Origin of the sequence: Aeromonas sp. s2, assembly GCF_040907935.1 — a bacterium.
GTDB lineage: Bacteria > Pseudomonadota > Gammaproteobacteria > Enterobacterales > Aeromonadaceae > Aeromonas > Aeromonas dhakensis.
This window is the reverse complement of sequence record NZ_JBFOCR010000020.1, coordinates 140503-163170: the sequence shown is the minus strand read 5'-3', so window position 1 is coordinate 163170 and position 22668 is coordinate 140503. Positions and strand designations below refer to the sequence as shown.

Annotated in this window: 20 protein-coding genes and 2 tRNA genes; 17 read left to right on the top strand and 5 right to left on the bottom strand. The window is 60.9% G+C overall.

Annotated elements, in window-relative coordinates; genetic code table 11:
* Positions 1–62: 62 nt before the first annotated feature.
* The 14 genes from folP (at position 63) to AB5Y81_RS16425 (ending at position 14117) form a co-directional block, all read left to right on the top strand.
* Positions 63–908 (top strand): dihydropteroate synthase, encoded by an 846-nt coding sequence (gene folP, locus AB5Y81_RS16490; RefSeq protein WP_279485379.1) that lies wholly within the window; start codon positions 63–65, stop codon positions 906–908.
* A 17-nt stretch (positions 909–925) separates the two neighbouring features.
* Positions 926–2260, top strand: coding sequence for a phosphoglucosamine mutase (gene glmM, locus AB5Y81_RS16485; protein ID WP_279485380.1), 1335 nt, complete (start codon positions 926–928; stop codon positions 2258–2260).
* 131 nt (positions 2261–2391) lie between these two features.
* On the top strand, positions 2392–3156 hold the full coding sequence (gene tpiA / locus AB5Y81_RS16480) for a triose-phosphate isomerase (RefSeq protein WP_279485381.1): 765 nt from the start codon (positions 2392–2394) through the stop codon (positions 3154–3156).
* On the top strand, positions 3157–3483 hold the full coding sequence (gene secG / locus AB5Y81_RS16475) for a preprotein translocase subunit SecG (protein WP_010633113.1): 327 nt from the start codon (positions 3157–3159) through the stop codon (positions 3481–3483). It begins immediately after the preceding gene.
* 7 nt (positions 3484–3490) lie between these two features.
* A tRNA-Leu gene (locus AB5Y81_RS16470) sits at positions 3491–3575 on the top strand.
* A gap of 92 nt (positions 3576–3667) precedes the next feature.
* Positions 3668–3744 (top strand) — tRNA-Met (locus AB5Y81_RS16465).
* A 166-nt stretch (positions 3745–3910) separates the two neighbouring features.
* Positions 3911–4369: a ribosome maturation factor RimP gene (gene rimP / locus AB5Y81_RS16460; RefSeq protein ID WP_005298148.1), complete on the top strand. Its 459-nt coding sequence runs from the start codon at positions 3911–3913 to the stop codon at positions 4367–4369.
* A 14-nt stretch (positions 4370–4383) separates the two neighbouring features.
* A complete protein-coding gene (gene nusA, locus AB5Y81_RS16455) occupies positions 4384–5886 on the top strand; it encodes a transcription termination factor NusA (protein WP_005298150.1) in 1503 nt (500 codons plus the stop codon).
* Positions 5887–5906: 20 nt separating this feature from the next.
* On the top strand, positions 5907–8609 hold the full coding sequence (infB, locus tag AB5Y81_RS16450) for a translation initiation factor IF-2 (RefSeq protein ID WP_005298153.1): 2703 nt from the start codon (positions 5907–5909) through the stop codon (positions 8607–8609).
* Positions 8610–8664: 55 nt separating this feature from the next.
* Positions 8665–9099 (top strand): 30S ribosome-binding factor RbfA, encoded by a 435-nt coding sequence (gene rbfA, locus AB5Y81_RS16445; RefSeq protein ID WP_005298154.1) that lies wholly within the window; start codon positions 8665–8667, stop codon positions 9097–9099.
* Between the two features lies 1 nt (position 9100).
* Positions 9101–10051 (top strand): tRNA pseudouridine(55) synthase TruB, encoded by a 951-nt coding sequence (gene truB / locus AB5Y81_RS16440; protein ID WP_026141377.1) that lies wholly within the window; start codon positions 9101–9103, stop codon positions 10049–10051.
* A 143-nt stretch (positions 10052–10194) separates the two neighbouring features.
* Positions 10195–10464 carry a 30S ribosomal protein S15 gene (gene rpsO / locus AB5Y81_RS16435; RefSeq protein WP_005298162.1) on the top strand — a complete coding sequence of 90 codons (270 nt, stop codon included), beginning with the start codon at positions 10195–10197 and terminating at the stop codon, positions 10462–10464.
* Positions 10465–10631: 167 nt separating this feature from the next.
* Positions 10632–12770, top strand: a complete 2139-nt coding sequence (gene pnp, locus AB5Y81_RS16430; RefSeq protein WP_005298164.1) for a polyribonucleotide nucleotidyltransferase — start codon at positions 10632–10634, stop codon at positions 12768–12770.
* Positions 12771–12899: 129 nt separating this feature from the next.
* The gene (locus AB5Y81_RS16425) at positions 12900–14117 is read left to right on the top strand and encodes an MFS transporter (protein ID WP_279485382.1); all 1218 of its coding nucleotides are present in this window, start codon (positions 12900–12902) and stop codon (positions 14115–14117) included.
* On the opposite strand, the gene AB5Y81_RS16420 is transcribed toward AB5Y81_RS16425, so the two are convergent.
* Entirely contained in the window at positions 14111–15193 is a 1083-nt protein-coding gene (locus tag AB5Y81_RS16420) for a protoglobin domain-containing protein (protein ID WP_010633118.1), read from the bottom strand. The genes AB5Y81_RS16425 and AB5Y81_RS16420 overlap by 7 nt on opposite strands.
* A gap of 134 nt (positions 15194–15327) precedes the next feature.
* The gene (locus AB5Y81_RS16415) at positions 15328–15681 is read right to left on the bottom strand and encodes a DsrE/DsrF/TusD sulfur relay family protein (protein ID WP_211028834.1); all 354 of its coding nucleotides are present in this window, start codon (positions 15679–15681) and stop codon (positions 15328–15330) included.
* Positions 15682–15858: 177 nt separating this feature from the next.
* Between AB5Y81_RS16415 and AB5Y81_RS16410 the strand changes: the two genes are divergently transcribed.
* Complete coding sequence (locus AB5Y81_RS16410) at positions 15859–16233, top strand: DUF1090 domain-containing protein (RefSeq protein WP_211028835.1); 375 nt, start codon at positions 15859–15861, stop codon at positions 16231–16233.
* 67 nt (positions 16234–16300) lie between these two features.
* Here the strand turns inward: AB5Y81_RS16410 and fumC are convergent, their stop codons facing one another.
* From fumC to AB5Y81_RS16395, 3 genes are all read right to left on the bottom strand, one after another.
* Complete coding sequence (fumC, locus tag AB5Y81_RS16405; RefSeq protein ID WP_279485383.1) at positions 16301–17695, bottom strand: class II fumarate hydratase; 1395 nt, start codon at positions 17693–17695, stop codon at positions 16301–16303.
* A gap of 73 nt (positions 17696–17768) precedes the next feature.
* A complete protein-coding gene (pepE, locus tag AB5Y81_RS16400) occupies positions 17769–18497 on the bottom strand; it encodes a dipeptidase PepE (RefSeq protein ID WP_279485384.1) in 729 nt (242 codons plus the stop codon).
* 316 nt (positions 18498–18813) lie between these two features.
* The gene (locus AB5Y81_RS16395; protein WP_279485385.1) at positions 18814–20178 is read right to left on the bottom strand and encodes an endonuclease/exonuclease/phosphatase family protein; all 1365 of its coding nucleotides are present in this window, start codon (positions 20176–20178) and stop codon (positions 18814–18816) included.
* Positions 20179–20318: 140 nt separating this feature from the next.
* On the opposite strand from AB5Y81_RS16395, the gene AB5Y81_RS16390 reads away from it, so the two are divergent.
* Both AB5Y81_RS16390 and AB5Y81_RS16385 read left to right on the top strand, forming a co-directional pair.
* Positions 20319–21167 (top strand): patatin family protein, encoded by an 849-nt coding sequence (locus AB5Y81_RS16390; RefSeq protein WP_279485386.1) that lies wholly within the window; start codon positions 20319–20321, stop codon positions 21165–21167.
* Between the two features lie 525 nt (positions 21168–21692).
* Positions 21693–22667, top strand: a complete 975-nt coding sequence (locus tag AB5Y81_RS16385; RefSeq protein ID WP_017784592.1) for an isocyanide synthase family protein — start codon at positions 21693–21695, stop codon at positions 22665–22667.
* Position 22668 lies beyond the last annotated feature (1 nt).

The following is a 22668-nucleotide window of genomic DNA, read 5'->3' as shown; positions in this document are numbered from 1 at the left end:
GTCGTGATGATACAAACCCCGGGCTGGCCCCGGGGTTTTTCTTTATGTCCATGGAAGTGAAGATGCAGCTAATCAGCAAGGGGCTCAGCCTCTCCCTCGAACGTCCCCACATCATGGGGATCCTCAACGTGACGCCGGACTCCTTCTCCGACGGCGGCCATTTCAACCAGCTGGAGCGTGCGATGACCCATGCGCGCCAGATGGTGGCGGAAGGGGCAACCCTCATCGACATCGGTGGCGAGTCGACCCGTCCCGGCGCGCCCGACGTGAGCGAGCAGGAAGAGCTGGACAGGGTCCTTCCCGTGGTGGAGCGCATGGTACGTGAGCTCGACGTGATGATCTCCCTCGACACATCCAAGGCGGCGGTCATGCGGGAGGGCTGCGCGGCGGGGGCCCATCTTATCAACGACGTACGAGCCCTGCTCGAGCCTGGTGCACTGGCTGCGGCCGCCGCTGCCGACGTCCCCGTGTGTCTGATGCACATGCAGGGGCAACCGAGAACCATGCAGGCCGAGCCCCATTACGATGATCTGTTGGGGGAGGTGAGAGCCTTCTTTGACGAGCGGATCGCCGCCTGCTTGACGGCCGGCATCGCTCGTGAACAGCTGCTGCTGGACCCTGGCTACGGTTTTGGCAAGACCCTTGCGCACAACTATCAGCTGCTGGCACAGCAGGAGTCATTGCTCGATTACCAGCTTCCGCTCTTGGTCGGGATGTCGCGAAAGTCTATGATAGGCAACCTGCTCGGTCGCCCGGTTGATGAACGGCTGGCCGGCAGCCTGGCCTGTGCCCTTATCGGGATGCAGCGTGGTGCCCGGATCATCCGGGTGCACGACGTGCGAGCGACCATGGATGCTCTGCGCACCGGCTGGATGGTCATGACGGGACAAGATTTCATATCCAAATAAAAAAACGAGAACAGACAATGGCAAGAAAGTATTTTGGCACCGACGGTGTACGCGGCAAGGTGGGTGAATACCCGATCACTCCGGATTTCGTAATGAAACTGGGCTGGGCCGCGGGCAAGGTGCTCTCCAAGAAGGGTACCCGCAAGGTGCTGATCGGCAAGGATACCCGCATCTCCGGCTACATGCTGGAGTCGGCGCTGGAAGCGGGTCTTTCCGCCGCCGGTCTCAAGGCCATCCTGATGGGCCCCATGCCCACCCCGGCCGTTGCCTACCTGACCCGCACCTTCCGTGCCGAGGCAGGCATCGTCATCAGTGCTTCCCACAACCCCTATTACGACAACGGCATCAAGTTTTTCTCCGCCGACGGTACCAAGCTGCCTGACGAGGTCGAGCTGGCCATCGAAGCCGAGCTGGATCACGAACTGAAGTGCGTGGAGTCCGCCGAGCTTGGCAAGGCGCTGCGCATCGACGATGCGGCCGGTCGTTACATCGAATTCTGCAAGAGCACCTTCCCCTCCAACCTGAGTCTGGAAGGGCTGAAGATGGTGGTGGATTGCGGCCACGGTGCCACCTATCACATCGCGCCTTCCGTTTTCCGCGAGCTGGGGGCCGAGGTGATCGCCATCGGCTGCAGCCCGGATGGTCTCAACATCAACGATGGTGTCGGCTCCACCGCCCCGGAGGCACTGGCCGCCAAGGTGCTGGAGTGCAAGGCTGATCTCGGCGTCGCCTTCGACGGCGATGGCGATCGCCTGGTGATGGTGGATCACACCGGCTACATCATCGACGGTGACGAGATCCTCTACATCATCGCTCGCGATGCCCTGCGTAACGGTCGCCTCAAGGGCGGTGTTGTCGGCACCCTGATGGCCAACATGGGGCTGGAGCTGGCGTTGCAGACCCTGGGCATTCCGTTCGCCCGTGCCAAGGTGGGTGACCGCTATGTGCTGGAGATGATGAACGAGAAGGGCTGGCGCATCGGTGGCGAGAACTCCGGTCACATCATCTGCCTGGATCAGACCACCACCGGGGATGGCATCGTCGCCGCCCTGCAGGTGCTGACCGCCATCTGTACCGCGGAGATGCCGCTGGCCAAGCTGCGCTCCGGCATGAACAAGTTCCCGCAGGTGCTGGTCAACGTGCGCTTTGCCGAAGGCAAGGATCCGCTGGCGGCTGACGCCGTACAGCAGGAAGTGGCCAGGGTGGAACAGGAGCTGGCCGGTCGTGGCCGTGTGCTGCTGCGCAAGTCCGGCACTGAACCCCTGATCCGCGTGATGGTGGAGGGGGAGCACGAGCAACAGGTGCTCGATATGGCACAACGCATTGCACAACAGGTTGAATCGGCGTTTTAATGAACAAATGGGGCGGCTTTTTAGCCGCCCTGGTTGTATCTTGTTCAAGCGATTCAAAAATTTAAAAATAGCGCTTGTCAGCTGACAATCCTCTGGATATTATCAGCCCCGCTTTCGCAAGGGAGTTGCCGATGGGACATCGCAAGCCGTTTGTAGCAGCCAACTGGAAGTTACACGGTAGTAGGTCGCAGTTAGAACAGTTTGCCGGCCAATGCCTGAAAGGTGTTGATGAACAGGTAGACGTGGTCTTGTGTCCATCCCATGTGCATCTCGACTTCACGGCCGCTCTGCTCGGTGAGCAGAGGGTGATGAAGTTGGGGGCTCAGAATGTGAGCCAGCACAGACATGGCGCTTACACGGGTGAAATCTCGTGTCAGATGCTGGTCGAGGCAGGGTGTCGATACGTATTGGTAGGGCACTCCGAGCGCAGGCGTCTCTTTGGTGAGACCAGCTTTATCGTCGCAGAGAAGTTTGCGGCGGCCAGGTCGGCAGGGCTTGTTCCAATCCTCTGTTTGGGCGAGTCGGGTGCGGCAAGGCAGGCGAGAAGAACCTTCGAGGTGATTGCCGAAGAGCTGGATATCGTCATAGAGAAAAATGGCGCGATGGCTTTCGATAATGCTATCATCGCCTACGAGCCGATTTGGGCTGTAGGTACAGGTAAATGCGCCACACCCGAGCAGGCACAAGAGGTTCATTCCTTTATACGTGGTCGCTTGGCGGAGGATACTCCGGTCATAGGTGAGAAAGTCAGAATCATCTATGGTGGGAGCGTGACACCGGCCAATGCGAGAGAGTTGTTTGCCCAGCCCGACGTTGACGGCGGCCTGATTGGTGGAGCAAGTCTCGATGACCAGACGTTTTTAGGAATTGTTGAAGCGGCAAAGGGTGCAAGTTAAATGTACGAGATTCTTTTGGTCGTTTATCTGCTGGTATCACTGGCTCTGATTGGTCTGGTGATGATTCAGCAAGGTAAAGGGGCTGACATGGGCGCCTCCTTCGGCGCAGGGGCATCGAATACCGTATTCGGCTCCGGTGGTTCAGGCAGTTTCCTGACCCGCACAACAGCGATTTTGGCTACTCTGTTCTTTTTGATTAGCCTGGTGCTTGGCTCTATGTCCAGCAACAAGGTCAAACAGGGTAGTGAATGGGAAAATCTGCAACAGACCCAACAGGTTGAGCAGAGCAAAGCGCCAGTAAAGAAAGACACTGACGTTCCCGAGTAAGAGTTTTGCCGTGGTGGTGGAATTGGTAGACACGCTATCTTGAGGGGGTAGTGCTCTAGGGTGTGCGGGTTCGAGTCCCGCCCACGGCACCAATTAAGCAGTAAGCCTGGGTGACCAGGTGTGTTATAGCCAGTCAGTCTTGTGTGACGAGAGTGAAGTGGCTATAATCTCGCACGATTTCGGACGCGGGGTGGAGCAGCATGGTAGCTCGTCGGGCTCATAACCCGAAGGTCGTCGGTTCAAATCCGGCCCCCGCAACCAAATTTCACGCATTTCCTACGCTCAGGAAGGCGGTCGCTGCGAGGCGACAATCAGGGTAAAGCGCCAAGCCCCGATTTGACATCGGGGCTTTTTGTTATGTGCAATTTACTCTGAATCTATTTCTATCTGGGCTTTATGCCCTTTTTTTGTTTTTCGGAGGGTGACTTTGGCTACGTTGGAACAACGTTTGACCGATCTGCTCGAGGCTCCTGTCGTTGCCTTGGGTTTTGAACTGTGGGGTATCGAGTTTATCCGTGCGGGTAAACACTCCACCTTGCGCGTCTACATCGACGGCGAGCATGGCGTGAGCGTCGAGAACTGTGCAGAAGTCAGCCATCAGGTTGGCGCCATCATGGACGTCGAGGATCCCATCACCGAGGAGTATTACCTCGAGGTGTCCTCCCCGGGTCTGGATCGTCCCCTGTTCAAGGTTGCCCAGTTCGAAAAATACGTTGGCCAAGAGGCGGCGGTTTCGCTTCGGATGGCAACAAACAACCGCCGCAAGTTCAAAGGCGTAATCAAAGCCGTGCAGGGCGACATGATCACTCTGACGGTAGATGGTAAGGACGAAGTGTTGGCTTTCACCAATATCCAAAAAGCGAACATAGTGCCGAACTTTGGTTAACGAGGCTATCGGATATGAATAAAGAGATTTTGCTGGTCGTTGACGCAGTGTCCAACGAGAAGGCGGTTCCCCGCGAGAAGATTTTCCAGGCTCTGGAAACCGCACTGGCGACGGCGACCAAGAAAAAATATGAAGGCGAGATCGAAGTTCGGGTAGAGATCGATCGCAAGACCGGCGACTACGACACCTATCGCCGCTGGGTCGTCATCGCGGATCAGGCCGCCATGGAAAACCCCTACGCCGAGATCACCCTGGAAGCGGCGCAGATCGAGCAGCCGGACATCCAGATCGGTGAATATGTTGAAGATCAGATCGACTCCGTCACCTTCGACCGCATTACCACCCAGACCGCCAAGCAGGTCATCGTGCAGAAAGTGCGCGAAGCCGAGCGTTCACAAGTCGTTGACCAGTTCAAGGACAAAGAAGGCACCATCATCAGTGGCGTGGTCAAGAAGAGCAACCGCGACAACGTGATCTTGGATCTGGGCAGCAACGCCGAGGCCGTGATCTTCCGCGACGACATGCTGCCGCGCGAGACCTTCCGTCCGGGTGACCGCATCCGCGGTCTGCTCTACGCTGTGCGTCCGGAAGCCCGTGGTTCCCAGCTGTTCGTCAGCCGCTCCAGCCCGGACTTCCTGAAAGAGCTGTTCCGCATCGAAGTGCCGGAAATCGGCGAAGAGATGATCGAAATCATGGGCGCCGCCCGTGATCCGGGTTCCCGCGCCAAGATCGCGGTGAAGACCAACGATCGCCGCATCGACCCGATCGGTGCCTGTATCGGCATGCGCGGTGCCCGTGTTCAGGCGGTCTCCGCCGAGCTGAGCGGCGAGCGCGCCGACATTGTGCTGTACGATGACAACCCGGCCCAGTACGTGATCAACGCCATGGCGCCGGCCGATGTGGCCTCCATCATCGTCGATGAAGACAACCACACCATGGACATCGCCGTGGAAGCCGCCAACCTGGCTCAGGCCATCGGCCGCAACGGTCAGAACGTGCGTCTGGCCTCCCAGCTGACCGGTTGGGAACTGAACGTGATGACCGTCGAGGACATGCGTGCCAAGCACCAGGCCGAAAACGACCGCATCATGAACCTGTTCACCAGCACCCTCGACATCGATGACGATTTCGCCGGCCTGCTGATGGAAGAGGGCTTCTCCACCCTGGAAGAGATCGCCTTCGTACCGGTCAACGAGCTGCTGGCCATCGACGGTCTGGATGAAGACATGGTCGAAGAGCTGCGCAAGCGTGCCAAAGACGCCCTGACTACCAAGGCGCTGGCCAAAGAAGAATCCTTTGAAGGTGTTGAACCTTCCGAAGAACTGCTCAATCTGAACGGCCTCGGTCGTGAAATGGCGTACGCCCTGGCCGCTCGCGGCATCGGTACCCTGGAAGATTTGGCAGAGCAAGGCATCGATGACCTTGCTGATATCGAAGGGCTGACCGCCGAGAAGGCCGGTGAGCTGATTATGGCTGCTCGCAATATCTGTTGGTTCGGAGAAGAGCAGTCTAGTTAAGATCAAACGGAGGAAAATGAATGGCAGAAGTATCAGTCAAACAACTTGCCACTGACATCGACACACCGGTTGATCGTCTTCTCCAGCAGTTTGTCGATGCCGGTATCAGCAAGAGCAAGGCCGACGACATGGTCAGCGAGTCTGAGAAACAGACTCTACTGACTCACCTGAAGAAACAGCATGGAGGTGACGAGGTCGCCGCACCTGCCCGCATGACCTTGCAGCGCAAGACCAAGAGCACCATCAGTGTTCAGGGGACTGGCGGTAAGAACAAGGAAGTGCAGGTAGAAGTGCGCAAGTCTCGCACCTATGTAAGACGCTCGGCGCTGGAAGATGAACAGCGTCAGGCGGAAGCCGAGGAAAAAGCGCGTTTGGAAGCAGAAGAAAAAGCTCGTCGCGAAGCCGAAGAGAAGGCTCGTCTCGATGCTGAAGAGAAGGCTCGCCGTGAGGCTGAGCAGGCTCGTCGTGAAGCTGAGGAAAAGGCGCGGATCGAGGCACAACAAAAGGCTCGACAGGCTCAACAGCCCGCCAAAGCAGCCAGTAGCACAGCTCAGCAAGAGGCAGAAAAGATGGCCAAGCGCGAAGCAGAAGAACTGAAGCGCCAACAGGAACAAACAGCTTTGCAAAAGGCTGAAGAACTCGCCGCCAAGAAAGCCGAAGAGGCTCGCGTCATGGCGGAACAGAACGCAGCCCGCTGGGCTGAAGAAGAAGCCGCTCGCGCCAAAGAGAGCAGCGATTACCATGTGACCACCTCCAAGCACGCCCAGGCTGCTGAAGATGAACTGGATCGCAAGGAAGAGACCAGCCGCCGCACCGCTGCTGCTGCCAAGGGGCCGAAGAAGGCCGGTCGCCGCGACGACGATCGCAACGACCGCAACTCCCGTGACCCGCGCGCTCGCAAGGGCAAGCGTGGCAAGGTGGCTACCCCGAACGCGATGAAGCACGGCTTCAACAAGCCGGCTGCCGCCGTCAACCGTGACGTCATCATCGGCGAGACCATCACAGTGGCAGAGCTCGCCAACAAGATGGCTGTCAAGGGTGTTGAAGTCATCAAGGTGATGATGAAGATGGGTGCCATGGCCACCATCAACCAGGTGATCGACCAGGAGACCGCTCAGCTGGTCGCCGAGGAGATGGGTCACAAGGTGGTGCTGCGTCGTGAGAACGAGCTGGAAGAGGCGGTGCTGTCCGATCGTGACGAGACCTCCGAAGCCAAGCCGCGCGCGCCGGTCGTGACCATCATGGGTCACGTTGACCACGGCAAGACCTCGCTGCTGGACTACATCCGTAAAGCCAAGGTGGCTGCCGGTGAGGCCGGTGGTATTACCCAGCACATCGGTGCGTACCACGTACAGACCGACAGCGGCATGATCACCTTCCTGGATACCCCGGGTCACGCGGCGTTTACCTCCATGCGTGCTCGTGGTGCCAAGGCCACCGACATCGTGGTGCTGGTCGTTGCAGCAGACGACGGCGTGATGCCGCAGACCATCGAAGCCATCCAGCACGCCAAGGCTGCCGGTGTGCCGCTGGTTGTTGCGGTCAACAAGATCGACAAGCCGGAAGCGGATCCGGATCGCGTCAAGACCGAGCTGGCCCGCTACAACGTCATGTCCGAAGACTGGGGTGGTGACTGCCAGTTCGTGCACGTCTCCGCCAAGTCTGGCGAAGGCATCGACGACCTGCTGGAAGCCATTCTGATCCAGGCTGAAGTACTGGAGCTGAAAGCCGTGGTTGACGGCATGGCCAACGGCGTCGTGATCGAGTCCTTCCTCGACAAGGGCCGTGGTCCGGTTGCCACCGTGCTGGTACAGGAAGGTACCCTGCGTCAGGGCGACATCGTGCTGTGTGGTCTCGAATACGGCCGTGTGCGCGCCATGCGTGACGAACTGGGTCGCGAGATCAAGGAAGCGGGTCCGTCCCTGCCGGTGGAAATCCTCGGCCTGTCCGGCGTTCCCTCTGCCGGTGACGAAGCCACCGTTGTGCGTGACGAGAAGAAAGCCCGTGAAGTGGCGCTCTATCGTCAGGGCAAGTTCCGCGAAGTCAAGCTGGCTCGCCAGCAGAAGGCCAAGCTGGAGAACATGTTCGCCAACATGACCGAAGGCGAAGTGTCCGAAGTGAACGTGGTGATCAAGGCCGACGTACAGGGTTCCGTGGAAGCGATCTGCGATGCGCTGGTCAAGCTCTCCACCGACGAAGTGAAGGTGAAGATCGTCGGTTCCGGCGTGGGTGGTATCACCGAGACCGACGCCACTCTGGCGGCCGCGTCCAGCGCCATCCTGGTGGGCTTCAACGTCCGTGCCGATGCTTCTGCTCGCAAGGTCATCGATGCCGAGAGCCTGGATCTGCGTTACTACTCCGTCATCTATGACTTGATCGACGAAGTGAAGCAGGCCATGAGCGGCATGCTGGCCCCCGAGTACCGTCAGGAAATCATCGGTCTGGCCGAAGTGCGCAGCGTCTTCAAGTCACCGAAGTTCGGCGCCGTTGCCGGCTGTATGGTTACCGAAGGTGTGGTCAAGCGTTCCAACCGCATTCGCGTTCTGCGCGACAACGTGGTTATCTATGAAGGCGAGCTGGAATCCCTGCGTCGCTTCAAGGATGACGTCAACGAAGTCAAGAATGGCTACGAGTGTGGTATCGCGGTCAAGAACTACAACGACGTACGCGAAGGCGACCAGATCGAAGTTTACGAGACCGTTGAAATCCAACGGACTCTGTAAGCCAAGAGTCAGATTAAATAGGGGGCCGCGGCCCCCTTTTATCGCAGGATAGAATATGGCCAGAGAATTTAGCCGGACCCGTCGGGTCGGACAGCAGATCCAGCGCGAAATCGCGCTCATTCTGCAGCGCGAGGTAAAAGACCCGCGCATCGGCATGGTGACCGTTTCCGATGTGGAAGTGTCCCGTGACCTCAATTACGCCAAGGTGTATGTCACCTTCTTGCAGCTGGAAAATGATGCCGAGCGCATCAAGGAAGGGCTCAAGGCGCTGACCGAAGCCGCCGGCTACATCCGCAGCCTGCTGGGCAGCGCCATGCGCTTGCGCGTGGTGCCCGAGTTGCGCTTCTTCTATGATCAGACCCTGGTTGAGGGGATGCGCCTCTCCAACCTGGTGACCAACACCATCCGCGAAGACAAGCGTCGCATGGCCGAATCCGGTCGTGAAGAAGACGAAGCCGCACCGGATGACACTACTGAGGATAAAGCCTGAGATGTCTCGTAGACGTCGTTTCAAGGGCCGTGACGTACACGGTATCCTGCTGCTGGACAAGCCGACCGGCCTGACCTCCAACGATGTGTTGCAGAAGGTCAAACGGATTTACAACGCCGCCAAGGCTGGTCACACCGGCGCCCTGGATCCGCTGGCAACCGGCATGCTGCCGATCTGCCTCGGCGAGGCCACCAAGTTCTCCCAGTATCTGCTGGAGGCGGACAAGCGCTATGAGGTGACCGCCAAGCTGGGCGAGCGCACCAACACCAGCGACTCCGATGGCGAGGTGGTCTCCACCCGTCCGGTGAACGTGGCCGTGGGTACCCTGATCGAGGCGCTGGACGAGTTCCGCGGCCCCATCATGCAGGTGCCGTCCATGTACTCCGCCCTCAAGCACAACGGCCGTCCGCTCTACGAATATGCCCGTGAAGGCATCGAGATCGAGCGTGAAGCCCGTCCCATCACGGTGTTCGAGCTCAAACTGCTGAGCTTTGAAGGGGATGAGGTGCGACTTGAGGTGCACTGCAGCAAGGGTACCTACATTCGCTCCCTGGTGGACGATCTGGGGGAAGTGCTGGGCTGTGGCGCCCACGTCACCCAGCTGCGCCGTACCCAGGTGGCCAGCTACCCCTATGAGCGGATGCTTACCCTGGAGCAGCTCGAGTGCATCTTCGAGCAGGCCAAGGCCGAGAGCATTCCGCCGCGCGAGCAGCTGGATCCCCTGCTGCTGCCGATGGATACCGCGGTGGCTTCCCTGCCCGAGGTGAACATGTTGGCTGCCGTGGCCGCCTATGTGAACCAGGGCCAGGCCGTGCAGGTGGCAGGCAGCCCGCAGAGCGGCCAGGTCCGCATGACGGTCGGCCCGGAGCGCGAATTCATCGGGGTTGGCGAGATCGACGACGAGGGACGCGTGGCGCCCAAGCGTCTGGTGCGCTACCACGACGAGGAGTGATCCTCCGGCGGTATCAGGTTGCTTGCCCGTTGCGCGTCTTTATCGTTGCGAAAAGGGGCGGGGACGATTATGATACCGCCCTCATTTCACGGCTGAATTAGAGATTGGCTGTGAACCTTTAAACACTCTACTGGAGTATTACCATGTCTCTAAATGCTGAGATCAAAGCTCAAATCGTTGCTGACAACGCTCGTTGCGCCAACGACACTGGCTCCCCCGAAGTGCAAGTTGCCCTGCTGACTGCCCAGATCAACCATCTGCAAGGTCACTTCAAGGAGCACTCCAAGGATCACCACGGTCGTCGCGGTCTGCTGCGCATGGTTTCCCAGCGTCGTAAGCTGCTGGACTACCTGAAGCGTAAAGACGTTCAGCGTTACGCTGCTCTGATCGCCAAGCTGGGTCTGCGTCGTTAATCGACCATCAGATTTCGCGAAAAAGGGGAACCTCCGGGTTCCCCTTTTTTATTGCGCGTCAGGCTGTTGCCGCCCTCACAGAATTTGTGTCACTGCTTACCTTTTGCATCGAATCAAGTATACTTGCACGCGAATTTAAAGCGCCAAATTGTAAAAAGGAAATTCACGTGAATCCTATTGTAAAGTCATTCCAGTACGGTCAACACACCGTCACTCTGGAAACCGGTGTGATGGCCCGTCAAGCCACTGCGGCCGTCATGGTCAGCATGGACGATACCTGCGTATTTGTGACCGTTGTTGGCAAGAAAGAGGCCGATCACGGCCGTGATTTCTTCCCGCTGACCGTCAACTACCAGGAGCGTACCTATGCTGCTGGTCGTATCCCGGGTGGTTTCTTCCGTCGTGAAGGTCGCCCGAGCGAAGGCGAGACCCTGATCTCCCGTCTGATCGACCGTCCTATTCGTCCGCTGTTCCCGGAAGGCTTCCTCAATGAGGTTCAGGTGGTTGCCACCGTCATGTCCGTGAACCCGGCCGTCTCTCCTGACATCGTTGCCATGATCGGTGCCTCCGCGGCGCTGGCCATCTCCGGCATCCCGTTCGGCGGCCCTATCGGTGCAGCCCGCGTGGGTTACATGAACGGTCAGTACGTGCTGAACCCGACCACTACCGAACTGCCCCAGAGCGATCTGGACCTGGTGGTTGCCGGTACCGCCAACGCCGTGCTGATGGTGGAATCCGAAGCGGCCATCCTCTCCGAAGAGGTGATGCTGGGTGCCGTGGTCTTTGGTCACGAGCAGATGCAGGCCGTTATCAACGCCATCAACGAATTCGCTGCCGACGTCGGCACCAAGCCGTGGAACTGGACTGCGCCTGCCGTCAACGAAGCGCTGAAAGCCAAGGTTGCCGAGCTGGCGACTGCCGAGCTGGGTGAAGCCTACCGCATCACCGAGAAGGCCGTGCGTTACGAAACCATCGGTGCCATCAAGGCTCGTGTGGTTGAACAAGTCATCGCTTCCGGCGTGGAAGAAGATGCCAAGAAGATCGGCGAAGAGTTCCACAGCCTGGAAAGCCGCATCGTCCGTGGTCGCGTCGTTCGTGGCGAGCCGCGTATCGATGGTCGCGATCCTGAGATGATCCGCGCCCTGTCCGTCGCCACCGGCGTACTGCCGCGTGCCCACGGCTCCGCCCTGTTCACCCGCGGTGAAACCCAAGCCATGGTCGTTGCGACCCTGGGTACCGAGCGTGACGCCCAGAACATTGACGAGCTGACCGGCAACCGCGCCGATCGCTTCATGCTGCACTACAACTTCCCGCCATACTGCGTCGGTGAGACTGGCATGATGGGTAGCCCGAAACGTCGTGAAATCGGTCACGGTCGTCTGGCCAAGCGCGGCGTTGCCGCCGTGATGCCGAGCGCCGACGAGTTCCCGTACGTGGTGCGCGTGGTGTCTGAAATCACCGAATCCAACGGCTCCTCCTCCATGGCCTCTGTCTGTGGTTCCTCCCTGGCGCTGATGGACGCCGGTGTGCCGATCAAGGCCTCCGTCGCCGGTATCGCCATGGGTCTGGTGAAGGAAGAAGAAGGTTTCGTCGTGCTGTCCGACATCCTGGGTGACGAAGATCACCTGGGCGACATGGACTTCAAGGTTGCCGGTACCACCGAAGGTGTGACCGCCCTGCAGATGGACATCAAAATCGAAGGCATCACCAAAGAGATCATGGAGATTGCCCTGAAGCAAGCTCGTGGTGCTCGCCTGCACATCCTGAAAGTGATGGACGAAGCCATCCAGGCGCCGCGTGCCGAGATCTCCGATTTCGCCCCGCGCATCCACACCATCAAGATCAACCCGGAGAAGATCAAGGACGTCATCGGCAAGGGGGGTTCCGTGATCCGCGCCCTGACCGAAGAGACCGGCACCAACATCGAGCTGGATGATGACGGTACCGTCCGCATCGCCGCCGTTGACGGTGACGCCGCCAAGGAAGCGATCCGCCGCATCGAGGCCATTACCGCCGAGATCGAAGTGAACCGCATCTACGAAGGCAAGGTCGTCCGTCTGGCCGACTTCGGCGCCTTCGTCAACATCCTGCCGGGCAAAGACGGTCTGGTACACATCTCCCAGATCACCGATGCGCGCGTGCAGAACGTGGCCGACTACCTGAAGATCGGTGACGTGGTGAAGGTGAAGGTACTGGAAGTGGACCGTCAGGGCCGCGTGCGTCTCTCCATCAAGGAAGCGAACGCCCCGACCGAAGCTGCCGCCGCTCCGGCTGCCGTTGCCGTCGAAGAGCCGGCTGCCGAATAAGCCTCTGCTTGCTGAAAAAGCCGACCTCAGGGTCGGCTTTTTTTATATTTACTGCCTGATGTTGTCTCTCTTGAGGCCCCTTGTTATAACGAAAGGCTTCTCGCGCGACGGGCAACAAGGAGCAGTGTGATGTCGTGGGCCCTCCTCAGGCAGTTTCCTCCCCTGGTCTGGACCGTGATCCTGGGCACCTTCATGGTGCGCACCAGCTATTACATGGTCTGGCCGTTTCTCTCCATCTTGCTCTATCGGGAGTATGGTCTCTCGGCGACCGCCATCGGCGCCATGCTGGGGGCGACCGCGGCCATCTCCACCCTGGTCAGCTTCTATGGTGGCTGGCTCTCCGACAAGCTGGGGCGGCGCAACATCCTGCTGGCGGGCTGCCTGGTCTCAGTACTCTGCTACGGCCTGCTCGGCTTTTCCCACTCTGTATTCTGGCTCGGGCTCGGGGTGCTCGGCAGCGGCCTCTCCTCCGGTCTCATCGATGCGCCCGGCAAGGCGTTGATGGCCGACAGCCTGGCTTCGGCCAAGGCCCGTGAGCTGGCGCTGCACCTGCGTTACTTTCTGCTCAACCTGGGGGCGGCCCTCGGCCCCTTGCTGGGGGTGACCCTGGGCATCAATGCCCAGCAGCAGACCTTCCTGCTGCTCAGTGGCAGCTATCTGCTGCTGGGGGCTGTCTTCCTCTGGGGATTTGGTCAAAGCAGGGTTGCGGTGACCCGTGGCAACGAGCTGGGCCTGCGGGTGGCCATCAAGGTGCTGTGGCGGGATCGGGGCTTCTTGCTGCTGGTGCTGGCCAACCTGCTGATGAACCTGGTCTATTCCCAGTTCCACTCACCGCTGGTGCAGTACTTGACCCGGGCCGGGGCACCGGAGGTGGCGAGCCTCATCGCCATCCTGGTGGCCACCAATGCCCTGACCGTGGTGCTGCTGCAGTTTCCTCTGCTGCATCTGCTGGCCCGCTGGCCGGGCAAGGTGCGCCTGCAGGTCGGCATCACCCTGTTTCTGGGGGCTCAGGTGCTGTTTGCGCTGGGGGAGCCTCAGCAGTGGTCGCACTGGATCGGCGCCGTGCTGATGCTGAGCGTGGGGGAGACCATACTGTTCCCGCTGCTCAACGTGCTGATCGATCAGATGTCGCCCCCGCATCTGAAGGGGAGCTACTTCGGGGCCGGCGCGCTGGCCGGGCTAGGTGGCGCCATCGGCGCCTTGCTGGGAGGCTGGATCCTTGCCCAGTGGAACGGGCAGCTGCTCTATGTATTGATGGCGCTGCTCTGCCTGCTGACCTTCCTGCTCTATGAGTGGGGCGCCCGCATTCCGCGCCCCGAGCTGGCCCGGGCCAACCCGGGTCAGTGAGTACCTTTCTGGGCGACCTGTTTCATCGCCTTCTTGGCGGCATACATGCGCTCGTCCGCCAGCCGGATCAGGCTGTTGCCCTCGTCGAACTGCACCGGCCCGGTCTGCACCAGCCCTATGCTGAGGGTCACGTCACCGGTCCGTTCGGCCAGTGTCTTGTTGAGACGGGGTAGGAAGACGTCCCTGGCCTGATCCTCGTTGCAGTTGGGCAGGATCAGGCAGAATTCATCCCCGCCGTATCGGAAGCAGCTATCTTCCACCCGCGACACCTGGCGAATGCAGTCGCCGACGATGCGCAGGATCTCGTCCCCGCGCTGATGGCCCTGAGTGTCGTTGATCTGCTTGAAGTCATTGATGTCGAGGTAGGCGATGACCACAGGCTCGGAGCGACGCTGGCAGGTGCGCAGGGTGCGGGTGAGGTTCTCCTGCAGATGGCGCACGCTGAGCAGGCCGGTGAGGGCATCGGTCCGGCTCATCTCCTCCAGCTGCTGGGTGCGTTCGCGTACCTTCTCCTCCAGCGCCTTGGCGTAAAGTTCGGATTTCTCCTTGGAGGACTCTATTTCCGACACCAGGCTGCGGATATAGGTCTCAAACACCAGGGTGATGTCGAACAGGAACAGCTTGTCGAGGGCGGTGAGCATGGTGACCCGCTCCTGCTCGCTGGGGATCTGGGTGAAGATATCCTCGATGAGCAGCCCTTTCAGGGTGTTGATGGCGGCCAGGTAGAGCTTGGGTTCCACCCCGATCCGCTTGTGCACCAGCCCGATGCGCAGCCGGTTGTTGACGTACTCCAGGTCATACAGGCCGCTGAACAGGTCGAGAATGTAGCGGCGCTGGGCCGCCCGCAGCCGGGTCAGGGTGTCGGCGTCGCCGATCAGCAGGGCAATCTCGGTGATCCCGGTCTGCAGGGTGTAGAACTTGTCGACCAGGGCGTCTATGTGGGGCTCGATCTTGGGACGATAGCTGGCGAGCAGGAGGAAATCCTGCTCGTCCAGCAGCAGCAGCTCCTTGCGATGGGCGATTTCGAACTCTGTGATCCGCATCTGCTCCAGCAGCGTCTGTTCGGTTGGGTTCATGACAGTTTCCCGAGCAAAAATAAAGGCGCACACATTGTTATGTAATTGACAGTGTAGACAGTAACAGTCTGGAGCAGGTTTTCAAATGGCGCAGGGTTGTGACAGATCAACTCTGCGCCCATTTTTGCCTTGTGCTAGAAGGTGAGCACCTTGTGGGCGGCCAGGGTCCACTGGGCCAGCAGCGGCAGGGTGCCGATCTCGATCCCCTCGATGAGCGGCAGTGCCGTGATGCCGCGGGCATCGGTACAAGTCTTGCAAAGGCGGATGGTGACCCCCTGGGCCAGCAGGATTTCCAGCATCTGGCGCAGGTTGTAGCCCTCGGCCGGGGCCTGGCCCGCCAGGGCGGCGCTGACGGCATCGGACATCAGAAACAGTTTCAGGCTGGTACCGCCCTGTTCGCCCAGGGCGATGGCCAGGCGCAGGGCATTGAACAGGGATTCGCTGCCATAGGGGGCGCCGTTGGCGATGATGACAATATCTTGATTCATAACAGACTCCTCATGAAAGTCGCCATTGTAGACCCAGCAGCCCACCATTGGCGTGACGTCGCACAAACTCTGTCGTAGCGGTTTGCCCGCGCCTTGACCCGGCCGGCCGAGTACGGTCTGATAGGCGGCCATCAAACATGACAGGGGAACGAGGTCGTTATGTGGAAGGTTATCGGAATGAGCATGCTGCTGTTGGCCGGTCAGGCCTATGGCAGCGAGGCTGTCGGTTGCAAGTCGCGCCAGCAGGCCGTCAAGGAGCAGCTGGCCATTGCCAAGGCGCACGACAACGGGGACCAGGTGGCCGGGCTGGAGCGGGCCCTGCGCAATATCGAGACCCATTGCACCGATGCGGGCCTGTTCAAGGAGCAGCAGCAGCGGGTGGCCGAGCTCAAGGAGCAGGTCAACGAGCGGTTAGTCGAGCTGCAGAACGCCCGGGTGACGGGCAAGCCCGACAAGATCGCCAAGAAGCAGGCCAAGCTGGAAGAGGCCCAGACCAAATTGCTGGCCGCCCAGCGCGAGCTGGATGCACTCAGCAAGCTTACCAAATCCTGATTTGTCGATAAAAAGAAGCCGGCGCAGCCCGGCTTCTTTTTTATCTCGTGTCTTCCGCCAGGGAGCTTCAGCTGCCGCGCCGGCCCACCATGTCGGCCGGCACCACCCAGGCATCGAACTGCTGCGCCGTGAGGTGACCGGAGGCGATGGCCGCCTCCCGCAGGCTGAGCCCCTCATGGTGGGCCTGCTTGGCGATCTCTGCCGCCTTGTCATAGCCGATATGAGGGTTGAGCGCCGTTACCAGCATCAGGGAGCGGGCCAGCAACTCGTCGATGCGGGGCTGGTTCGGGCTGATGCCGACCGCGCAGTGATCGTGGAAGCTCTGCATGCCGTCCGCCAGCAGCCGCACGCTTTGCAGGAAGTTGTGGGCGATCATCGGCCGGAACACGTTGAGCTCGAAGTTGCCGCTGGCGCCGCCGATGTTGATGGCCACGTCGTTGCCCATCACCTGGGCGCACAGCATGGTGAGGGCCTCGCACTGGGTCGGGTTGACCTTGCCTGGCATGATGGAGGAGCCGGGCTCGTTCTCCGGGATGAGCAGCTCGCCGAGCCCGCTGCGGGGGCCGCTCGCCAGCCAGCGCACGTCGTTGGCGATCTTCATGAGGGAGGCTGCCAGCGTCTTGAGGGCGCCGTGGCCATGGACCAGGGCGTCGCTGGCGGCCAGCGCCTCGAACTTGTTGGGGGCGCTCACCAGCGGCAGGCCGGTCTGCTCGGCCAGGGTGGCGGCCACCGCATCGGCAAAGCCGGGCGGGGTGTTGAGGCCGGTGCCGACGGCTGTGCCTCCCAGCGCCAGCTCGCACAGATGGGGCAGGGCGGCGCGGATATGGCGCTCCCCCTGCTCGAGCTGGGCCACCCAGCCGGAGAACTCCTGCCCCAGAGTGAGCGGGGTGGCATCCTGCAGATGGGTGCGGCCTATCTTGACGATGTCGTCGAAGGCTGCCGCCTTGTCGGCCAAGGTAGCGCTCAGGGTGGCCAGGGCGGGCAGCAGTTGCCGGGTGAGGGTGGTGACGGCTGCCAGGTTCATGGCGCTCGGGAAGACGTCGTTGCTGGACTGGCTCTTGTTCACCTCGTCGTTGGGGTGCACCAGCCGCTCCTCGCCGCGGGGGCCGCCGAGCAGCTCGCTGGCCCGGTTGGCCAGCACCTCGTTGAGGTTCATGTTGGTCTGGGTGCCGGAGCCGGTCTGCCATACCCGCAGCGGGAACTCCTCATCATGCTGGCCGCACAGGATCTCGTCGGCGGCGCTCATGATGGCCTGCGCCGTGCGGGCGGGCAGCAGCCCCTTGGCGTGATTGACCCGGGCACAGGCCGACTTGATGCGGGCCAGCGCGTGGATCAGCGCCATCGGCTGGCGCTCGCCGGAGATATCGAAGTGCTGCAGGGAGCGCTGGGTCTGGGCTCCCCACAGCCGGTCGGCCGGTACGGCTATCTCGCCGAAGCTGTCGTGTTCACTCCTGCTCTTCATCTCATCCTCCCTTCATTGCGAAAAAGGGGCGACATCCTGCGCCCCTGTCGAATTATCCGCCGGTCAGTGCCATTCAGCCGCGGGGGCGAAACGGCGTCAGCTCGGCCAGCGGCGCCACCGTGCTGAACTCCTGGGTGGTCTCGGCGTGCTTGAAGATCTTGAAGCCTTCGCCGCGGGCGCTCCAGTACTCGATCTGCTCACCACTTACCTGCAGCAGGCTCGCCTCGCGCAGGGCCACCACGTGTTCGCTCGGGTTGATGGCGCAGAACTCGGCCAGGCGCTCGTCGCGGGTCTCCCCCATGTGGCCGCTGATGCTGGCGTCCAGGTAGTGGGGGTTGATCTGCAGCGGGAACAGCCCCAGTGCCGGCAGCACGGCGGCGCTGCAGACCGGCATGTCGTTGGTGGTGCGAATGCTCGGGGTCGCCACGTTGCAACCGGCGCTCCAGCCCACATAGGGCACGCCCCGCTCGCGCACGGCGCGCTGGATGGGCACCACCAGGCCGTTTTCGTGCAGCAGCTGGTTGAGGCGCCAGGTGTTGCCGCCGCTGATGAAGATGGCCTCCGCCTGCTGGATGGCGTCCACCGGATCGTCGAACTGGTGGATGCTGATGGCCTCCACTCCCAGGCTCTCGCTGAGCTCCAGGGCACGGGCATCCCAGTCGCTGCGGATCACCGCGTAGGGGATCAGCAGGATGCGTTTGACCTGTTTGCGGGCGAGCAGGGTCTGCACCCGATCCCGGGCCCAACCGAGCAGGCCTGGGCATTCGGTGGCTTTGCCGTTGCTGAGAAGAAGCAGTTCCATGAAGCGTGTCCTCGATAAGTGAAAGCGCGAAGAGGTCACCGGCCCCGGCCGGCTGACGGAAGCCCCCATTCTAGCCCGATCCGGCGTCGGGTTCTGTGATCGACTCGCCATGTACCCTGATGAGACCGTTTTTTGACCAAAGAGAGGCCCGGCACTGGTGGTCCTGCGACAGGCGCCATGGTGCCGAGCGGGTGGCATATGGGCGCGATGAGGCTGCAGAGCAGAGGATATCCGGGGTCAGTGGCCTCTTTGAATTTCGTCGGAGGCCACAAAAGCACAAGGGGGCCCGCAGGCCCCCTTGGTCTGTCTGGCGTGATCAGCCGAGTTTGAAGTCGACCCACACCAGGCGGTGATCCGAGCTGACTCCCTTGGCGATGCCCAGCTTGGCGTCATACACCAGGTGGTAGCCAGGTTCGAAGCTGGCCGGCCAGAACACGCCGGAGGCGACCGCGTTCAGGTTGGCGGAGGGCAGCACGTGGTCGAGCTGCAGGCCGCTGCTGCTGGTGATGCGCTCCGGGGTGGGACGGTTGTTGTTGCGCTTGCACTGATCCGGCTGGCTGGCGAGGCACTCGGGGCCGCCCTGGCTGACCGGGATCAGGGCGCCGTTGGTGACGGCCTGATTGACCAGCACATGGTTGTGCAGGTCCTGAATGGCGGTCAGGTCGCCATCGCCAATCTGGGGATCGGCGTTGAGATCGCCGGCGATGACGAACTTGGCACCCGCGGGCAGGCCACCGGCCTTGCCGGCGTCATCCACCATGTAGCTGGCGGTCTCCACGTAATCCTGCCAGAAGGCGACTTCGGCCCGGTTGTGCTTGACGTTGTGGCGCGCCGCGTTGCCGAAGATGGGCGGAGTCGGGTGGGAGATGAGGAAGTGGATCACCTCCTCCTTGTTGCCGCGCTTGATGCGCACCGGCACGTCGGCGTGGTTCTTGGACGAGAGCGGGAAGGCCTGCCAGGCGGCGTCGTCATACCAGGCATCGCCGCACTGGCGGCTGGCCGGGATCGGCGCCTTGGCATTGTTGCAGTCGTCGATGACGGGGTTCGTTTCGCCCGGCATATCCTTCCACTTGAATTTCTGGAAGGTGCGGATCTGCTGGGTATCGATGGGGTACTTGGACATCACGGCGAAGGCGTACTGGCCGTGATAGTTGCCAAAGCCCCAGGCGTCGTCCGGCCCGTTGTTGACCTTGCCGTCCAGGTTGAGGTCATGGCCGCTCATCAGGCCGGTGTTGGTGGCGAAGTTCTGCAGCACCGGGTAGCTGATGGCCTTCACCTCGTCGTGCTGGGCGTGGGCCAGGTAGTTGTCGTTGAAGGCTTTGAGGTCCGTGGTGTCGCTGCCCTTGCCGTCATTGTCGAATTCGTTGAGCAGGAACACGTCCGGCCGGGTGCGCTGCACTATCTCGGCGATGTTGCGGATCTGCTGCACGTCGAGGGCCTTGGTCTTCTCGGCGCCGCTCAAGGTGCCGTCGGCGAGACGGGCCAGCAGGGCATCCTGCTCGGTGCGGCTCAGGGCCAGTTCACCGGCGAGCATGCCGGCGGCGGTGCGATCGAAGGAGAGGTTGAAAGTAGCGAAGCGAACCATGGGCGTCGGGGTCTCGGAGTCATTCTGGCTGTTACAGCCTGCCATCAATCCGAGGGAAATGGCAGCCGCGAGCAGGGACTTGCTGATATTTTTCATTGTAATATTCCGTAGCATCAATAAGTTATACCTTGCTCATGGGTAGCGAAGGCGGGCCCATTATAGGGATCCCGGTCGACAGCCGGGCTCTGAATGGGCCAAAGTGTGAGACCATTCACAGAGCAAAACGGGGAGGCGGGATGAGTCGGCGACAAACGGCCCTGGTGGTCGAGGGGGGCGCCATGCGCGGCATTTTTGCCGCCGGGGTGCTGGATGCGTTTCTGGCCAAGGGCCGCACGGCGTTCGATCACTGCATCGGGGTGTCGGCCGGGGCGGTCAATCTGGCGGCCTTTCTGGCCGGTCAGCAGGGGCGCAACCACAACGTCATCACCGACTACTCCTGCCGCCCCGAGTTCATCAACCTGGCCAAGTTCGTGCGCGGCGGCCACTGGCTCGATCTCGACTGGCTGTGGGCCATTACCATTCGCGAGTGCCGGCTCGATCTGGCGCGCTTTGCCGCCAACCCGGTGCCGCTGACCGTGGTGACCACCCGGGTAGCGGACGGCCAGGCCGCCTACCTCAAGGCCAATGCCGCCGAGCTGGAGCAGCAGATCAAGGCCTCCTGCTCGGTGCCGCTGGTCTACCGGGATTTCGTGCGCATCGACGGGGAGGCCATGACGGACGGCGGGGTGGCCGACTCCATTCCGGTGCGCCACGCCTATGAGCAGGGGGCGCGCGACATCACAGTGGTGCTCTCCCGCCCGCTGGGCTATCGCAAGCGGGCGCCGCGCCTGCCCGCCCTGCATCGCTACCTGCTGCGCGAGACGCCGGCGCTGGCTCGCGCCAGCCTGTCGCGTCATCAAAGCTACAACGATGCCATCGATTTCATCCGCCAGCCGCCGGCCGATTGCCGCATCCGGGTCATAGTGCCGCCGGCGAGCTTTCGGGTCGGCCGCATGACCACCGACCGGGCGAGGCTGGAGCAGGGTTACCGGATGGGCTGGCAGGCGGCCCTCGACTATCTGGCGGCGGAGCCGGTGCCGGCCTGAGGGGATTCGGTCGACCATAGGCAGCGTCGCTGGGACGAGATGCAAAGACCGGGGCAACCCGGTTTTTTTGTGTCTGCGCCATCCCGAAACCCGGCCATGGCGCATCGGCTTATTATGTGAACAAATAATTGTTTGCGATATTTTCGGCGAAATGGTCACTATTATTCCGTTGAGCCGCTATCACTATTAAGCTCTGCTAAATAATGGCTGAGTCAACTTGTGACCAAATAAAATAATGGCTAGGGAACTTTTTGGGAAAAGGGTTTTTGGTAATTGCCTTAATATTCATTATTTTGTTTTTATTCATATAGATAAATGTGAATTGCTTATGCGGTAAAGATTATTAGCGCAGGGTTGAAGCTGTTTACATCAATGGCGAATTGATAGCCTGACTTTATCTCGGCTACTGTCCCCTCTCGATTCGTTTGGGTAGCAAACGGATACGCAAATAATAACAACAGAGACTGGACGCATTGATAAAGAGTCATCTTTATTGATTTTAATCCTGCCAAAGGAGCCGGAATAATGAGTGGTTTATCTTCCCATCAAATTGCCCAGAATATATTTGCCGAGCTGTTGCCTTATCGCCGCCGCTTCCCCGATCCCATCCTGGATCGGCAGCAGGAGGAGGCAGAGGTGGCCGCCATCCAGATCCCCCGTCTGCAAGAGTTCATCGAGCGGGGCGAGACCATCCTCTGCGTGTTGCCCGCCTTTCCCACCAAGTCGCCCAATCCTAACAAGGTGCTGGGCTCTCTGCCGGACATGGCGGAGCGGCTCTCCCTCAGTTTTCTCAACCACCTCTGCCAGCGCATCCAGCTGCACTATGCGCCCGGCATGCGGATCCTCATCTGCTCGGATGGCCACGTGTTCGGTGACCTCATCCGGGTGCCCGATCCGGCCATCGATGCCTATCAGGCCCATATCGAGCAGCTGATCCTGGAGCTGGGGGCGACCCATCTCGGGGTCTTCCACCTGGGGATGGTGGCGGGCATGGCCGAGTTTTGCGCCAGCCGCGACTTCGACACCCTGCGCGAACAGCTGGTGGAGCGCTACGCCGAGCCGCTGGAGCTGATTGCGCAGGAGGTAAGAAGCACCGAGGAGGGCATTCGCCTCTATCGCGCCATGACCCGCTTCCTCTATGAAGACAGCCAGCTGCCGGACACCCCGCTCTCCAACACGGCGCTGCAGCGGGATGCCAAGGGGCGCACTCATGCGGTGATCCAGCGCAGCCGCGCCTGGGGCAACCTGCTGGCGGAGCGATTCCCCGAGGCGATCCGCCTCTCCATCCACCCCCAGGCGAGCCACAGCCTGAAGATGGGCATCCACATGCTGCCGACCCGGGATGACTGGCTCACCCCCTGGCACGGGGTGGCGGCCAACCTGGATGGCCAGTTCGTGCTGATGAAGCGGCGCGACGTGCTGGCGATGGAGCATGAGCTGGTCCACATCCACGGCCGTCCGAGCCACTACCTGATCAACGGCAAGCAGGCCGCCGCCTGAG

What these genes read in the sequence shown, in the direction of transcription:
- secG (WP_010633113.1), top strand. Translation starts at nt 3,157, where the DNA reads ATGTACGAGATTCTTTTGGTCGTTTATCTGCTGGTATCACTGGCTCTG.
- AB5Y81_RS16415 (WP_211028834.1), bottom strand. Translation starts at nt 15,681, where the DNA reads ATGAATCAAGATATTGTCATCATCGCCAACGGCGCCCCCTATGGCAGC.
- AB5Y81_RS16425 (WP_279485382.1), top strand. Translation starts at nt 12,900, where the DNA reads ATGTCGTGGGCCCTCCTCAGGCAGTTTCCTCCCCTGGTCTGGACCGTG.
- rpsO (WP_005298162.1), top strand. Translation starts at nt 10,195, where the DNA reads ATGTCTCTAAATGCTGAGATCAAAGCTCAAATCGTTGCTGACAACGCT.
- infB (WP_005298153.1), top strand. Translation starts at nt 5,907, where the DNA reads ATGGCAGAAGTATCAGTCAAACAACTTGCCACTGACATCGACACACCG.
- truB (WP_026141377.1), top strand. Translation starts at nt 9,101, where the DNA reads ATGTCTCGTAGACGTCGTTTCAAGGGCCGTGACGTACACGGTATCCTG.
- tpiA (WP_279485381.1), top strand. Translation starts at nt 2,392, where the DNA reads ATGGGACATCGCAAGCCGTTTGTAGCAGCCAACTGGAAGTTACACGGT.
- glmM (WP_279485380.1), top strand. Translation starts at nt 926, where the DNA reads ATGGCAAGAAAGTATTTTGGCACCGACGGTGTACGCGGCAAGGTGGGT.
- AB5Y81_RS16390 (WP_279485386.1), top strand. Translation starts at nt 20,319, where the DNA reads ATGAGTCGGCGACAAACGGCCCTGGTGGTCGAGGGGGGCGCCATGCGC.
- AB5Y81_RS16395 (WP_279485385.1), bottom strand. Translation starts at nt 20,178, where the DNA reads ATGAAAAATATCAGCAAGTCCCTGCTCGCGGCTGCCATTTCCCTCGGA.
- AB5Y81_RS16385 (WP_017784592.1), top strand. Translation starts at nt 21,693, where the DNA reads ATGAGTGGTTTATCTTCCCATCAAATTGCCCAGAATATATTTGCCGAG.
- folP (WP_279485379.1), top strand. Translation starts at nt 63, where the DNA reads ATGCAGCTAATCAGCAAGGGGCTCAGCCTCTCCCTCGAACGTCCCCAC.
- rbfA (WP_005298154.1), top strand. Translation starts at nt 8,665, where the DNA reads ATGGCCAGAGAATTTAGCCGGACCCGTCGGGTCGGACAGCAGATCCAG.
- fumC (WP_279485383.1), bottom strand. Translation starts at nt 17,695, where the DNA reads ATGAAGAGCAGGAGTGAACACGACAGCTTCGGCGAGATAGCCGTACCG.
- AB5Y81_RS16420 (WP_010633118.1), bottom strand. Translation starts at nt 15,193, where the DNA reads ATGAACCCAACCGAACAGACGCTGCTGGAGCAGATGCGGATCACAGAG.
- AB5Y81_RS16410 (WP_211028835.1), top strand. Translation starts at nt 15,859, where the DNA reads ATGAGCATGCTGCTGTTGGCCGGTCAGGCCTATGGCAGCGAGGCTGTC.
- nusA (WP_005298150.1), top strand. Translation starts at nt 4,384, where the DNA reads ATGAATAAAGAGATTTTGCTGGTCGTTGACGCAGTGTCCAACGAGAAG.
- pepE (WP_279485384.1), bottom strand. Translation starts at nt 18,497, where the DNA reads ATGGAACTGCTTCTTCTCAGCAACGGCAAAGCCACCGAATGCCCAGGC.